Genomic DNA, 15,278 nt, shown 5'->3' with positions numbered 1-15,278 from the left:
ACTTCTTGTTATGTTGGTTTCTAATATATACCTTATTGCCGTTAACTCCTAACCTGAATAAGGAAACACCATGACGAACGTTGCCGTTGTTTACTTCTCTGGATACGGGCATACCCGGCGTATCGCGGAAGACGTTGCCGAAGGCGCTGATGCGGTACTCGTTGCGATTGATGACGATGGCCATGTCGATGAACAGGGATGGGAAACGCTGAATGCGGCAGATGCCATTATTTTCGGAGCGCCAACTTACATGGGTTCCGTTCCCTGGCAATTCAAAAAATTTGCCGACGCGACTTCCAAAGCGTGGTTTACGCGCGCATGGCAGGACAAAATTTTTGGCGGCTTTACCAATAGCGCCAGCCTGAACGGCGATAAGCAAGTTACGTTGATTTACCTGCAAACCCTGGCGTCTCAGCATGGCGGAATTTGGGTAAGTCTGGGGCTTGCACCATCAAATACCCTTGCCGCGACGCGGAATGATGTCAACAACCTCGGTGGCTCCGTCGGCCTTCTTGCGCAATCCCCATCGGATGCAGGCGCAGAGGCGATCCCCTCCGGCGATCTGGATACCGCAAGACACTACGGCAAGCGTGTTGCAGACATTACACGCCGCTTCAAAGACTAATTACGAACACTAACCCTAACCAAAGGCGTCACCAAACATGAAAAAAGCACTTTCTGTTTTATTGCTGAGCGGTCTGCTGGTCACTAGCGCAACGGTTTCAGCGCAACAAACCGATCCTCATGCCGTTCCGCTGGCAACCGCGTCGGAATTCATCGCTACCGGCAAGTCCTATAACGTCGATTTCGGCGATCAGAAATTCCGTCTGGATTTCAAATCACCCTCTGAAATGACGTTCACGTCTCCCGATGGAAAAAACAAGGCAGATGTTGCAATCACAACCACGAAGGTCGGTGATGGGGTGTATATGATCTACTGGTCACGCCGTGCAGGACAACACGTGGTTCACGTCGACGACTTCAAAAACGGTGTCTCTTATACCAACATCGTGTTACCGGATGGCTCCATTTCTCGCCGTCAGGGCACGCTGATCGAGATCAAGTAAGCGTTTACCGTTTTAGTATCAGTACAAATAGCACGAGGCGGGATCGCTCCCGCCTCGTTTATCTCATTCCACACATGACACTCAATTCCGTTTGCTTACCACCACTATCTAACCTTCTTGAAAATGATCAGAATTAGAGCCACGCAGATGGGGAAACCAATTAATACGGCTGAATACATGGAATCCATAGATTCTCGCATATCAGCTAATATCGCAAAATGGTATTCAACTGGCACTGTTTTATCAGATAAAAAAACCATTCTTTCCTTATCTTGAACATGTCCAAAAGAAAAAAGAGCAATGCTTATCAAATAAAAAAAAGAGACAAAGCAAATACTGAACCATCGAATAAAAGTCTTGCACTTACTTGTTAACATCATGCATCCCTTCTAATAACCCACCGACAGTACCACCAGAATAAGGTGAAATTTTACCTATACCAGAAACCACCTCGGACACGACTCTTAAAGCGGTATCTTCGCTTATCGGTGTGTAGTTATCAGTATTCGGGTACTGCTTTCTAAACTCACTGGTCATATCAACAACAAGCATCGATGATTCAGCGCTTTTTCGTTCTAAATACCGCTGTAGCGATACCGGCACGGCAAAATCTTCTTCGTAATTAATCCGTATCTGAGAGTTAATTGTATATCCTCCCTCAAATATCTGTGATCCCGCAATCTTCACGCCTTTTGTCGCATGGGTTGTACAGTTCACGCCTGTCACATCATATTGATCGACTGTACGACCGTTTCTTTTAGTGCTTTCTCCCATCTTGATGGTTTCTTTCACTTTGCCCCCTGAACGCCATAGCTTTTCAAAGTACAATCGAGCAATCGCAGGATTCGCATCTGTAATGAGAAAAACCTTAGCTTCTGTTTGGTACAGCTCTTCTCGGTAATATGTTCTGGCATCTTCAAACTGCAAAAAATTTAAGATGCCATCACCGACTGCCCCGGCAACACCAGACCGTCTACCAAAGCGGCCATAGGTAAAAACAGAAGCATTATTACCCTCATGTACAGAGACAAAGGTGTGACCTGTGCCCTTAATTTCTGTCCAAATAAACACTCCGTTTTCTAACGGGTTATTTTCTTTCTTGCACTCTTGAATTTGATTAACCCATTCTCCTTTTGAGGACGTGAGATAAATCGGGTCATCACTGAAGTAATTTATTGGTTCGGGCTTAATATTTTCCCGTGGGTTACGCCACAACCCTAACCCACGGCCATATTGCATAAATTTATCGTGTTCCACTCAACCGGCTCCATGTGGTTTCATCATCACTGAATTGTATATAGCACGAGGCGGGATCGCTCCCGCCTCGTTTGTCTCATTCCACACATGACACTCAATTCCGTTTGCTTACCACCACTATCTAACCTTCTTGAAAATGATCAGAATCAGGGCCACGCAGATGGGGAAAGCTATGAACGCAGCTAAATACACCGCATTAGTATGTTCCTGCATAATCTCCAGGCTAGCCCTGTGATATTCAACAGATATCGTTTTTTCTGAAAAATACATAATATCCTTATCAAAGGAAATCGCACCAACCCCCCCTATCAGTAGATAATAAAATAGAGAGACAAGGGCAATACTGACCCATCGAATAAATGCCTTGCACTTACTTGTTAACATCATGCATCCCGTCTAATACGCCACCGATAGTACCACCAGAATAAGGCGACACCCTGCCAACACCAGAGACAATTTCAGAAGCGCCTCTATTTACAACCATCTCAAGGTTTTTTTCACTTATCGGTGTGTAGTTATCAGTATTCGGATACTGCTTTCTAAACTCACTGGTCATATCAACAACAAGCATCGATGATTCAGCGCTTTTTCGTTCTAAATACCGCTGTAGCGATACCGGCACGGCAAAATCTTCTTCGTAATTAATCCGTATCTGAGAGTTAATTGTATATCCTCCCTCAAATATCTGTGATCCCGCAATCTTCACGCCTTTTGTTGCATGGGTTGTACAGTTCACGCCAGTAACATCATATTGATCAATTGTGTGGCCATTTCTTTTGGTACTCTCCCTCATAGATGGAGTTTCTTTTGCCTTTCCTCCTGAATGCCACAATTTTTCAAAATACAGCCTTGCAATCGTAGGATCTGCATCCGTAATGACGAATGCCTTCGCCTCCATCTTGTACAGCTCTTCTCGGTAATATGTTCTGGCATCTTCAAACTGCAAAAAGTTTAAGATGCCATCACCGACAGCCCCGACAACACCAGACCGTCTACCAAAGCGGCCATAGGTAAAAACAGAAGCATTATTACCCTCATGTACAGAGACAAAGGCGTGACCTGTACCCTTAATTTCTGTCCAAATAAACACACCGTTTTCTAACGGGTTATTTTCTTTCTTGCACTCTTGAATTTGATTAACCCATTCTCCTTTTGAGGACGTGAGATAAATCGGGTCATCACTGAAGTAATTTATTGGTTCGGGCTTAATATTTTCCCGTGGGTTACGCCACAACCCTAACCCACGGCCATATTGCATAAATTTATCGTGTTCCACTCAACCGGCTCCATGTGGTTTCATCATCACTGAATTGTATATAGCACGAGGCGGGATCGCTCCCGCCTCGTTTTCATTTCTGCCAGCCTCATTCACCGCTAGCTATTTACAACGATTTATTCACAGTACTGGCGCAGCGAGTCCTGTTTTTCCGGCAACAGGCGATACAGATAAACCGGTCGACCGGTCGAGCCGTACAGGATGTTGGTGGTCAGGATGCCAGTGTCAGACAGATAGATCAGGTATTTACGGCAGGATACGCGGGAAATGCCAATCGCATTCGCCAGCATTTCGGTAGAGAACTCAATGCCCTGATTGCCTTCAATCCACTCGCAGACGGTACGCAGCGTCAGGCTGGTCAGCCCTTTCGGCAATTTTTTACGTTCGCTGACCGTGCTACTACTGGTGCGGCGAATCAGGTTATCAATATCCGATTGCCCAACAAAATCACGGTGCTTGAACAAGTTCGCCTCTTCGCGATAGGCGGTCAGTGCCTGCTCGAAACGCGAGAACTGGAAAGGCTTAATCAGGTAGTCAACAACGCCATAGTGCAGCGCTTTTTTGATGGTATACACATCACTGGCAGAAGAGATGATGATGACGTCCGTCTTTTCACTGAATTCACGGATAGTCGGCAGCAGATCCAGTCCATTATCCTGCTGCATGTAAATGTCCAGCAGTACCAAATCGATTTCCGAGTCAGGTTGCATCAGCAGGTTTCGCGCCTGCTGCAACGTAGGGACGGTCGCATAGCAGCTAAATCCAGAAACCTGGTTCAGATAAGATTTGTTAAGCTCTGCAACCATGGCATCGTCATCAACAATCAGTACATTAATCATGGTCAAACAGCCTTGCTTGATAAGGAATAGTAACGAAAAACTGGGTGTACACCTCAGGTTCTGATTCAAACTCGATAGTGCCGCCAATCTTCTCCAGACTCTGTTTGGTCAGGAACAGGCCAATACCGCGCCCGCTGCCTTTGGTAGAGAATCCCTGTTCATAAATGCGCGCCTGACTCTCCGGCGAAATGCCGGGACCGTCATCCCCCACGGTACAGTGAAGGCGGCCATTCTGATGATGGAAACTCACGCTGATTTCGCAGTTTTCCTGCCCATCAATCGCGTCCATCGCATTCTCAATCAGATTACCCAATACGGTAATCAATTCATTGGTGGCATCGACATCATCGGTATCTGGCAGCAGACTCTCCTCACTGATGGAGAGCGTAATGCCGAGATCGCGCGCGCGGTTGATTTTACCCAACAGGAAGCCGGCAATCACTGGCGATTTCACTTTACGAATAATTGAACCAATTTCCGCCTGATAATTATTGGCCGTCTTCAGGATATAATCTTCCAGCTGCGAGTAATACTTTAAGTGCAGCATCCCCAGAATGACGTGCAGCTTGTTCATAAACTCGTGCGACTGCGCCCGTAGCGCATCCGCATAGTACGACATCCCACTCAACCGTTGCAGCAGTTGGCTGATTTCCGTTTTATCACGGAATGTCGCAATCGCACCGATAATATCGCCCTTCACAAAAACCGGAACGGTGTTGGTCAGCAGCAGGTGGCCGTTAAAGTTAATCTCTTCATCGCGCCGTGGTGTGCCGCTCTCGAGCACCTGTTTCAGGTGCAGATGTTCCAGCCACTGCTCACTGACGCGCTCGGCAGGCTTCGACGACGGCGTTTCGCTGCCCTGCGGCTTATTCTGCCGGAACAGCCGTCGCGCCTCATCATTAATTACCGTAATTCGCCCATTCTGGTCGACCGCGATAACGCCTTCTTTGATGTGTTTGAGCATCGCGTTGCGCTGTTCAAACAGATTCGAGATCTCAAACGGCTCGAATCCCAGCATAATGCGCTTGAGCACCTTCACCAAAATCAACGTGCCGAGCCAGCCGACCAGCGCCCCAGCCAGCAGCGTCCAGGGGATCATCCAGCGGTTATCGCTAATCACCTTCTGCACGCTGGTTAAGGCAATCCCCAGCGCGACCACGCCAACCTGCTTATGGTTGCTGTCGAAAACCGGCGTAAAGACCCGCAGCGCAGGATCGAGCGTTCCCCGATTAATGGCGGTATTTTCCATACCCAGCAGCGCCGGGTAGATATCCCGACCGGCAAAATGCTCGCCAATTCTTTCCGGTTCAGGATGGCTATGGCGCACCGTATCCATGTCAGTCACCGTGACGAAAAGCAGTTGATTGCGCTGGCGAATCGTCTCCGCCGCAATCTGCACTTCCTCAGGTCGGCCAATGCCTTTAAGTTCATCAATAACGACGGGAGAGGCGGCAAATGTGCGAGCAATGGCAAAGGCTTTTTCTCGCAGATGATCTTCTGATAGCTGATTAATGCGAAAAAACAGCAAGGAATAGACCACCAGCAACACCGCGCCAAGCACAACTGACACCATCAGAAACACCGATGTTCCCAGCTTTAGCGGTGCCTTTTTCTTGCCCATGTCACTCTCCGAAACAAACATCATCACACCGTTATCTTATACTGTTTCGTCGCGTTTCGCGTGTCGTGATGCATACGCCCCGTCACAGGGACAGGGCGTAGGCGTGAAGAAAGGAATCAAGCTTAACGTGTTGCGGTACATTTTTCGCCTCAGGCATGTCCCGCATCAGGAAAGCCAGCAGTACCTGCGTTTACCAGAAGCCGAGCACTTTCCACCACATGCTACCAACACCCAGCCAGATAGGGATGATGACCAGGCTGATGGAGAAACCGATCTTCCACCAGGTTCCCAGCGGCATGTAGCCTGTACCGAACAGAATCGGAGCCGGGCCGCTGGAGTAGTGCGTCGTGGACATAAACAGGTTACTGAAGATACCGAACACCAGCACGGTCAGCATCGGTGGCGCACCGGCAGCCAACGCGATAGAGACGAAAATCGCATACATGGCGCTGATATGGGCAATCGCACTCGCCATCAGATAGTGGCTGTAGTAGTAAACCAACAGCAGCAGACCCAGCATCGGCAGCCAGTGCATGCCACTCACCGCGCTGCCAGCCAGACCACCCAGCCAGGCAATCAGACCCATTTTGTTAAGCTGACCCGCCAGCGTCATCAGCACAGCAAACCACACCACGGTGTGCCAGGCTTCTTTCTCACCCACCACATCATCCCAGCTCAGAGCACGGCTGAGCAACAGCACGCTCAGGCCAGCCAGTGCGGTCAGGGTCGCATCGATATTCAGTGTGGAGCCCAGCACCCAGAAGGTCACCAGCCCCAGGAACACGCCCAGTACCACCCACTCATCGCGGGTCATTTTGCCCATTTCACGCAGTCTTTCGACGGCGATGGCGCGCATTTCCGAGGTTTTCTTCAATTCAGGCGGATAAAAGCGGTAGATCAGATAAGGAATCAGCGCCAACGACAGGAAGCCCGGCAGCAATGTCGCCAACGCCCAGTCCGTCCAACTGATGTGAATACCAAACTGGGAAGCCAGCTTCGCCACCATCGGGTTACCCGCCATGGAGGTCATGAACATCGCGGAGGTCACGGCGTTACATTGGAAAATAGACTGCACCAGGAACGCACCAATGCGGCGCTGTGTACCTTTTTCCGGCGTGGAATCATAGGCTTCGGCAATCGACCGGAACAGCGGCGTGATAATCCCGCCGCAGCGTGCAGACGTGGAAGGCATGGCTGGAGCAAACAGCAGGTCGGTAAAGACCAGACCATACGCCAGACCGAGCGAGCTATTCCCCAGTTTGCTGATGAACAGCAGACCGATACGCCGACCGAAACCGGTTTTGATAAAGCCGCGCGAGATAAAGAAGGCGCAGGCGATCATCCAAATGGTGGGATCGCTAAAGCCCGCCAGCACATCTTTAATGGACAATAACCCTAATATGGCGACCGAGGTCAGGCTGAACATCGCCATCGCGCCAAGCGGGTAAGGAGAGAGAATCAGACCGACAACGGTGGCAATGAAAATCGCCATCAGATGCCAGGCATCGGGTTTAACCCCATCAGGAACCGGCAATAACCATAAGCCACCGGCAATACAAAGGATAATTAGAAGCTTTATAAACCTGCTGTTATTCGCAGACATAAGAACACCACTCTTCATTAAAACGGAATTCTGTATTCCCCGTCGTACTTCGAGCCGAGTTTGTGCAGCTCTCGAATTATTCAGGAGATATTCACGACGGATGTCCAGTGCGGAGGAGTGGGTATTTCGTTATTCTTCCTTCGTCACCCTGCTGAAAACAACGCAACAGGAATCATCTGCGGAAAAAAAGACGAGAAAACAAGGGTTCAGGGTGCTTCTCTCGTCTGATCAAATCAAGTGATTAATGAAGAGATAGTATTATAATGCGCCGGCAAAATAGCGTAACTTTAGTTACTAAAGGGGTTCATTAATTTATTTAAGAAACTGTCATGGTTTTAATTTCCCGATAAAAAACCGTTTAAATTCAATAATAATTGACATTTATGGAACATAAAATTAACGAAGTTAACGACGAGGATGTGATAAAAAAACCTTATACCCAATAGTGGTAATATAATTCTTTCCCAGACAGCTAGTTATCCATTCCTTATTTATTTACTCAGGTATTCCCCTCTTCATAAATAAAGAAATTAAATAGCCACGATCCAGCAAGAAAATATTATTTTTTATCCAGCTGATAACATTTAGAGGGTAAGGAAAAGTACGGCTAACAACTGCGGCGACATAATACGTAGAAACATCGCCAGTGGATAAACCGTCGCATAAGACAGCGCCGCCGCACCGCTGGTTGGGTGTAACCCATTGGCAAACGCCAACGCAGGCGGATCGGTCATGGAACCCGCCAACATGCCGCACAGCGTTAAATAGTTCATCTTGCCCAGCGTTCGCGCCAGTATGCCGACCAGCAGCAGTGGCACAATGGTAATCAGCGCACCGTAACCAATCCACCACACGCCGTCGCCGTTCAATAACGTATCAATGAAATCACCGCCGGATTTCAGCCCTACCACCGACAAGAACAGCACAATACCGAGTTCACGCAGCGCCAGATTCGCACTGGGCGGCATAAACCAGTGCAGTTTACCGATACCGCCAATGCGTCCCAGAACCAGCGCCACCACCAACGGCCCGCCCGCCAGACCGAGCCGCAGCGCGACGGGAAAACCGGGAATCATCAGCGGGACAGAACCCAGCAACACACCCAGCCCAATGCCGATAAAAACGGGCAGCATCTGTACCTGCTGGAGTTTTTGCTGCGCGTTCCCCACGATATCCGCAACGGCATCGATCGCCGTTTTCCGCCCGACCAGATTCAGAATGTCGCCAAATTGCAGGCTGGCCTGGTTGCTGGCGACCAGCTCAACGCCTGCACGATTCAGGCGTGAAATCACAACATCGTAGTTTTGCTTCAGATTGAGTTCGCGAATCTTGCGTCCCAGCACCTTCTCATTCGTCACCACGACGCGCTCAACGTGCAGATCCGTACCGCGCGTCGAGAGCGATGTCTCCACTTCATGACCAATAACCAGCCGCGCCTGCTCAAGATCGTTTTTCGCGCCAACCAGATGCAGATAGTCGCCCAGTTGGATGAGCGTCTGCGGCGACGGCACCATTAGCTCATCGCCGCGTTTTAAACGGGAGCAGACGATGGTGTCGCGGTTCAGAATTGGCACATCCTGAATCGCCAGCCCTTGCAGATTGGTATTCGTCACCGACACATTCATGGTGTGCAACTGCTCATGGTGCTGGCCGTTACTGACCTCAAACTGCTTAGCTTCGTTCTCCACCGCGACGCGAAACAGCACGCGCATCAGCCACATCACCAGTAAAATGCCGCAGATCCCGAGCGGATACGCCATCGCGTAGCCCGTCCCCATCTGGTTAACCAATGCCGCGCTCGAACCGAGATCGGTCAGAATCTGCTGACCCGCGCCCAGCGACGGGGTATTGGTCACCGCACCGGAAAAAATACCGAGGATAATGGGCAACGGGATATTAAGCAGCTTATGCAGCAGGACAGTCACCACGCAGCCGAGAAACACTGTCAGCAAGGCGAATGCATTGAGGCGCAGGCCAGATACGCGCAAAGAGGAAAAGAAGCCCGGCCCGACCTGAATGCCAATGGTATAGACAAACAGAATCAGTCCGAACTCCTGAATGACGTGCAACATGTCATCATTCAGTTGAATCTGGTACTGATGGGCAACATGCCCGACGATGATCCCACCGAACAGGACCCCGCCAATCCCTAAACCGACGCCATAAATCCGCCAGTTGCCGATCCATAACCCCAGAACCGCAACCAGCGCCAGCATACTCACGGTAAGTGCGATATCACTCATACCCGTATCCTTTGCGGACGTTTTTATTGGGAAATGTCACTGCCGTTCACTCTATTACGAGTCTATTTTGATTCTGGCAGAATGCCGGGGAAGGAAACGTGGCGGGCAACACAAAACCGCGCCCGTAATGAGACGGGCGCGGGAAATCATCAGGTTAATAACGCGGATGTCGCGTTATTACGCATCTTCAGCAGGCTGCTGGTTCAATGCCGGGCGTCCACCGCCGATGGCGATGCGCTGCGGCTGCAAGGCTTCCGGCACGTCACGCACCAGGTCGATATGCAGCAGGCCATTTTCAAAGTGTGCATCGGACACATGCAGATGCTCGGCCAGCGTAAAGCTCAGCGTGAAAGGCTTAAACACCAGCCCCTGATGCAGATATTCCACGGCTTTCTCGGTCGGTGCCGGGCTACCTTTCACGGTCAGGCGAGGGCCTTCTACTTCGATATCCAGATCGCTCTGTCGGAATCCCGCCAGCGCGAGCGTGATGCGGTAGTGATTGTCGTCTTTCTTCTCGATATTATACGGAGGAAAATCAATCGGTTCCTGGCTGCCTTGCATTGAGCTGGCTAATTTGTCGAAACCGATCCACTGACGCAGTAAAGGTGATAAGTCGTAGTTACGCATGATATGACTCCTTCTAAGAAGCGAGATTAAGATGCCCGTTCGGGCGTACCTTATGCCAGCCACATTCAATAGCTGGCGTCGTCCCCAAGCGGCAGACGATGTGTTCATTCACGGCATTGCCGTTTCAGGCAATGCACCATTACTTTGATATTGATTTACTTGATTTCAATCCGGCGCGGTTTCATCGCTTCCGGCACAATACGTTCAAGATCGATGTACAGCAGCCCGTTTTCCAGATTGGCGCCTTTTACCTGAATATGTTCGGCCAGCTGGAATTTACGCTCGAAGTTACGCTCGGCAATACCCTGATACAGGTAGTTGCGGGCAACCTGCTCACCGGCGTGGGCGCCTTTTACAATCAATAGGTTGTCGTGCGCTGTGATGTCCAGTTCCTGCTCGGCGAAGCCGGCTACGGCAATCGCGATGCGGTATTGGTTCTCGTCAACCAGCTCGACGTTGTAGGGAGGATAGCCGCCGTTGCTCTGGGTCTGGCCGGTTTCTAACAGATTGAACAGACGATCGAAACCAATAGCGGAACGGTACAGTGGGGAAAAATCGGGGTTACGCATAAAACAGCCTCCTAAACATGCAGCGAGGATTTATTCTTTGCCTTCCTATAAGGACAGGCTCACAGCCGGAACGGATACCCTGACGGCGTATCGTTTTCTTCCGGCTTATTATCAATATGGTGACCCTCCTCAGACTTTCAAGAGGCAAAAAAGAAAAATCACTACGTTTCATGCAATATTCACTCACACTTCGAGCGTTATCACATACACTCAAGATAGGCAGGTTTTGGCCTAGTGCCGATCGTTTAAGCATCGAGATACACGGGACGATCACAGGGGTGAGGCGTCCCTGCGGGAACCTCCGTTTCCCCTAACAACGGACTTAAGTGACCGATATTAGGCTCTTGACCCGCTCTGGCAGCAGGTTATTAATGGACAGGTAATATGACCTTACTGAAAAGCGCATTGTTCTCTTTCATTATTACCGGTAGCGGCGCGGTGGCAACCAGCGGTTGTTCTAGCGTCATGACGCATACCGGAAGCGATCAAGGATACTATTCCGGCACGCGCGCCAGCATGGATATGCTGCGTGACGACGACACGAGTTGGGCCATGATGCCGCTGGTGGTGATCGACCTGCCGTTCTCAGCGGTTGCCGATACGGTGCTGCTGCCCTACGACTACTATCGCTCGGGCAGCGATAAGAACAAACTGTCGACGCGCGAACGCATTTCGCACAGCGAAGAGCAAAACCAGACAGCCAGCTCACAGCTTGCCACTATGCCTCACAACGACACTATGCCTCACAACGACATGATGCCCCATAACAACACCATGCCACATAACCAACTGTGATAACGCTGCATGTAGCATGAGTCAGTTCGTACGGGTTAGGCGCTCGTCACAACAAAAAGCTGATTAAAGCCGCCAATCTCCCGCATATACGCAATGTGTTTCCCATCAGGGGAAAAAACCACGGCATCCGCACTCGGGGCGCTGTCCGTCCGCGCCGTCAGCCGAACGAGTTCACCGCTTTTCACCTCACACAGCATGATGCTGTTGTCACACACAAACGCCAGAGAACGCCCATCCGGATGCCAGTTAAAGGCAGACTGTACACCGTGTTCCGTATGCGTTACCTGCCTTGGCTCACCGCCATTCGGGGAAATCGTCCACAGCTGAACCACACCCGCCTCATCGCGCATCAGGAAAGCAATCTCGCTACCGTCGGGCGAAGCTCGCAGCCAGTGACGCGGCTGATTGACCAGGCCAGGGTAACGGCGCGAATGCGTAAAGGTTAAACGCCGTTGCTGCACACCCGCTGGCGGTGCAGGCATTGAGGTTGCCGTTCCTGCCAGAGGCGCATCCCCCTCTTTGGCGTAATCCTCCAGCGTGTCCGGCAAATCGACGATAAAGATCTCCGGCACCGTTGTCCCGTCCGCCGCACGCGTATCGCCGATGAACGCCAGCGCCCAACGCTGCCGCGAACCGTCCTGTCGGATATAGCCCACCGTTCCCACCCAGCCCTCTTCATAGGCACGGTTGATTTCATCGCTGCCGGGCTGTGGCTGCGGCGTCGTTTGGCTGACCAACACACAATAGTGGCTGCCGTCATATTCACGCGGATGGCGTTTCTCAACGGTGACGGCCTGTAGCGGCACGGCTACGCCGACATTGCGCAAGTTCAATGCCGAATCGCGCTCATGCAGCACATGGTCGTTATAGGTAAAGCTCAGGCGGCTGGCATCCGGGCTGAAGACGTGAACGTGCGTACCACCGCGCAGCGCACCGGCCTGATAAGGCGACGTAATGGAGAAGGCATCGAGCGTGATGGCTTCATCGCGCAGGCAATCCGCCACTATCGTTCCACGGCGATGGTGAAAATCATACTGCCACTCGCCGTCTGGATTTTCCGGCCCGTGGATAAAGACATAGCGTAGCGGCTCCTGCGGGCTACAGGTCACTACGCCCACATGTGCGCCCGCTCTCGCCCGATAAATCACCTCGGTTTCCCGGCTTGTCAGGTGTACTCGCTCAATTGTCAGCCCTGTGAATGAAGATCCATAGGGTCTTATGTCATAAACCAGCCAATTCCCATCGCATGACCAGCAATTAATGTTGGTAAGTTGATGACCAGCAGCATTAAACGTTAGTTGAACCTCAACAAACAAGACATCACCCCACTTATTCAACATCAGTCAATTTTTTGTAAATAAATTTCAGTTTTATGTATAACCTATTGTTTTTAATTTAAAAAAAACAAAAAACATTAATAAATGTCATTCAAAAAAATAGAAAGACTACCTCAATAACATCCGTTTTTTAATTTATTAGCATCGGCGTAACATTCTTCATATCGAAAGGGCAGCCCCCTTTCACCTATCAAATCAGAAAAGGATAAGACATCATGAAAAACGTAAAAACCATCGCCGCTGCTGTTGTTCTCGCTACCATGACTTTCGGTGCTTCTGCCGCTGAATATGTTGCGCCTTCACAGACACAGAACCTGGAAAAAGTGGGCGTCGTTACCGCTACCGCTCAAGACCTAAGCTCACTACAGGCTCAGCTCGCAGCGAAAGCAGAAAAAGCAGGCGCTAAAGCTTATACCATCACGTCTGCGACCGGTAACGATCAGCTGCGTGGCTCTGCGGTAATCTTCAACTAATCATTGTTTACCCTGAGTTTCTATCCCAGTTAGCTATCCTGTAAGCATCACGTATTACCCTCTTTCCGGCTTGCCTCCTCATCAGGGCAAGCCGGTTTTTTTATGACGGGCCGTCGCAAGCGACGTGAATAAAAACTTACGACGTTACGTCTTGAAAACCATTCTCAGCCGCTATAGTCGCGAACCATTCTCCGCTTTTCTTCACCGTGCGCTTCTGCGTTGCCAGATCAAGCTGCACAAAGCCATAGCGATTCTTGTAGGCGTTCGACCACGACCAGTTATCGATAAACGTCCACATATGGTAGCCGAGACAGTTGCTGCCTTCCGCGATGCCTTTGTGGACATACTTCAGATGTTCACGGACAAAATCGATGCGGTAATCATCCTGAATCTGGCCGTTGGCGTCGAAACGCTGCTCGTTCTCCACCCCCATGCCGTTTTCCGAAATAAAGCAGCGCGGATTGCCGTAATTCACCCGCAGATTGGTCAGAATGTCATAAATACCCGGTTCATAAATTTCCCAACCGCGATAGGGATTCATTTTTCGTCCCGGCATCTCATAGCTGGAAAAGAACCACTCGGGCATAAACGGGCTATCAGGATTGACCAGACTGTCGCGACACTGAATACGGCGCGGCTGGTAGTAGTTAATCCCCAGCAGATCGACAACCCCATCGGCCAGCAGCGCACGATCGTCTGGCTGGCAGCTCGGTAGTTGGCCGTATCGCTGCAGCAGATCGACCAGTTCCTGTGGGTACTCGCCCCTCAAAGCGGGATCGAGGAAGCTGCGGTTAAACATCAGATCGGCAATGTTGGCTGCTTTAACATCAGCCGGATGCTGGGAACGTGGATAGGAAGGCGTCAGATTGAGGATGATGCCAATTTCCCCGCCCTGAGACTGTTCACGATAGGCTTTCACCGCCAGCGAATGCGCCAGCATGGTGTGATACGCCACCGTCGCAGCTCGCTTGAAATCCACGACGTTCGGGTAGTGGAAATCATACAGATACCCGCCTTCCACCGGCACCACTGGCTCATTGAACGTAAACCAGTGTTTTACCCTATCGCCAAACAGACGGAAGCAGGTCGCCGCGTAGCCCGCATAGGCCACCACCACCGCCCGATTTTCCCAGCCGCCCAGCCGCTGCATCACCATCGGCATATCAAAATGGAACAGGTTGATAAACGGCGTGATGCCCTGCGCCAGCATTTCATCAATGACCTGATTATAAAACGCCACCGCCTGCGGATTCGGTTCCCCGACGCCATCGGGAATCAGTCGCGCCCACGAGATCGACGTGCGGAACGTGTTGTGATTCAACGTCTTCAGCAGCGCAATGTCTTCACGCCAGTGCTGATAAAACGTGGAGGTATCCGCCGGCCCAACCTGCTGGTGAAAACGACCGGGCTGCGTGGCAAACCATTCGTCCCACACGGTGGCGCTTTTACCATAATTAAGGCTTTCGCCTTCCGTTTGCGGGGCCGAACTGGCGCTGCCCCACCAAAAATTCGCAGGAAAGCGAAAATCCTTCTGAAGATGATCGTGCATACGTTCCTCTCTACTTCACTCG

14 protein-coding genes are annotated in these 15,278 nt (G+C 50.7%); 4 read left to right on the top strand and 10 right to left on the bottom strand.

The genetic code is table 11. The features are described 5' to 3' along the window. Positions 1 to 70 precede the first annotated feature (70 nt). Both AB8809_RS00235 and AB8809_RS00230 read left to right on the top strand, forming a co-directional pair. Positions 71 to 625: a flavodoxin family protein gene (locus tag AB8809_RS00235; RefSeq protein WP_256542664.1), complete on the top strand. Its 555-nt coding sequence runs from the start codon at positions 71 to 73 to the stop codon at positions 623 to 625. A gap of 37 nt (positions 626 to 662) precedes the next feature. Further along, positions 663 to 1,067 carry a hypothetical protein gene (locus AB8809_RS00230; RefSeq protein ID WP_104213084.1) on the top strand — a complete coding sequence of 135 codons (405 nt, stop codon included), beginning with the start codon at positions 663 to 665 and terminating at the stop codon, positions 1,065 to 1,067. A 363-nt stretch (positions 1,068 to 1,430) separates the two neighbouring features. Here the strand turns inward: AB8809_RS00230 and AB8809_RS00225 are convergent, their stop codons facing one another. From AB8809_RS00225 to ibpA, 8 genes are all read right to left on the bottom strand, one after another. Beyond that, positions 1,431 to 2,324 carry a hypothetical protein gene (locus tag AB8809_RS00225; protein ID WP_181847313.1) on the bottom strand — a complete coding sequence of 298 codons (894 nt, stop codon included), beginning with the start codon at positions 2,322 to 2,324 and terminating at the stop codon, positions 1,431 to 1,433. A 370-nt stretch (positions 2,325 to 2,694) separates the two neighbouring features. Then, on the bottom strand, positions 2,695 to 3,600 hold the full coding sequence (locus AB8809_RS00220) for a hypothetical protein (protein ID WP_349855540.1): 906 nt from the start codon (positions 3,598 to 3,600) through the stop codon (positions 2,695 to 2,697). Between the two features lie 116 nt (positions 3,601 to 3,716). Beyond that, positions 3,717 to 4,439: a two-component system response regulator DcuR gene (gene dcuR / locus AB8809_RS00215; protein ID WP_010281107.1), complete on the bottom strand. Its 723-nt coding sequence runs from the start codon at positions 4,437 to 4,439 to the stop codon at positions 3,717 to 3,719. Continuing rightward, positions 4,432 to 6,060 carry a sensor histidine kinase gene (locus AB8809_RS00210; RefSeq protein ID WP_180779418.1) on the bottom strand — a complete coding sequence of 543 codons (1,629 nt, stop codon included), beginning with the start codon at positions 6,058 to 6,060 and terminating at the stop codon, positions 4,432 to 4,434. Before AB8809_RS00210 ends, dcuR begins: the two co-directional genes overlap by 8 nt. Before the next feature lie 190 nt (positions 6,061 to 6,250). Next, entirely contained in the window at positions 6,251 to 7,663 is a 1,413-nt protein-coding gene (locus AB8809_RS00205; protein WP_012772782.1) for an anion permease, read from the bottom strand. Between the two features lie 584 nt (positions 7,664 to 8,247). Continuing rightward, complete coding sequence (locus AB8809_RS00200) at positions 8,248 to 9,906, bottom strand: putative transporter (protein ID WP_012772781.1); 1,659 nt, start codon at positions 9,904 to 9,906, stop codon at positions 8,248 to 8,250. A gap of 177 nt (positions 9,907 to 10,083) precedes the next feature. Next, on the bottom strand, positions 10,084 to 10,533 hold the full coding sequence (ibpB, locus tag AB8809_RS00195; RefSeq protein WP_012772780.1) for a small heat shock chaperone IbpB: 450 nt from the start codon (positions 10,531 to 10,533) through the stop codon (positions 10,084 to 10,086). Between the two features lie 155 nt (positions 10,534 to 10,688). Then, positions 10,689 to 11,102, bottom strand: coding sequence for a small heat shock chaperone IbpA (gene ibpA / locus AB8809_RS00190; RefSeq protein WP_005976748.1), 414 nt, complete (start codon positions 11,100 to 11,102; stop codon positions 10,689 to 10,691). A 384-nt stretch (positions 11,103 to 11,486) separates the two neighbouring features. Between ibpA and AB8809_RS00185 the strand changes: the two genes are divergently transcribed. Beyond that, entirely contained in the window at positions 11,487 to 11,897 is a 411-nt protein-coding gene (locus tag AB8809_RS00185) for a YceK/YidQ family lipoprotein (RefSeq protein WP_349855539.1), read from the top strand. A gap of 35 nt (positions 11,898 to 11,932) precedes the next feature. Here AB8809_RS00185 and AB8809_RS00180 read toward each other — a convergent pair whose 3' ends face one another. Next, entirely contained in the window at positions 11,933 to 13,237 is a 1,305-nt protein-coding gene (locus tag AB8809_RS00180; protein ID WP_369986897.1) for a DUF3748 domain-containing protein, read from the bottom strand. Between the two features lie 212 nt (positions 13,238 to 13,449). Here AB8809_RS00180 and AB8809_RS00175 point away from each other — a divergent pair, with 212 nt between their 5' ends. Next, the gene (locus AB8809_RS00175; protein ID WP_012772777.1) at positions 13,450 to 13,707 is read left to right on the top strand and encodes a YdgH/BhsA/McbA-like domain containing protein; all 258 of its coding nucleotides are present in this window, start codon (positions 13,450 to 13,452) and stop codon (positions 13,705 to 13,707) included. 136 nt (positions 13,708 to 13,843) lie between these two features. On the opposite strand, the gene AB8809_RS00170 is transcribed toward AB8809_RS00175, so the two are convergent. Continuing rightward, positions 13,844 to 15,256, bottom strand: a complete 1,413-nt coding sequence (locus tag AB8809_RS00170) for a glycoside hydrolase family 1 protein (protein ID WP_349855538.1) — start codon at positions 15,254 to 15,256, stop codon at positions 13,844 to 13,846. Positions 15,257 to 15,278 lie beyond the last annotated feature (22 nt).

This window comes from Pectobacterium aroidearum (assembly GCF_041228105.1).
In the GTDB taxonomy this organism is placed as follows: Bacteria; Pseudomonadota; Gammaproteobacteria; order Enterobacterales; family Enterobacteriaceae; genus Pectobacterium; species Pectobacterium aroidearum.
The sequence above is the reverse complement of the archived record's forward strand: the minus strand, read 5'-3'. Positions and strand labels throughout refer to the sequence as shown.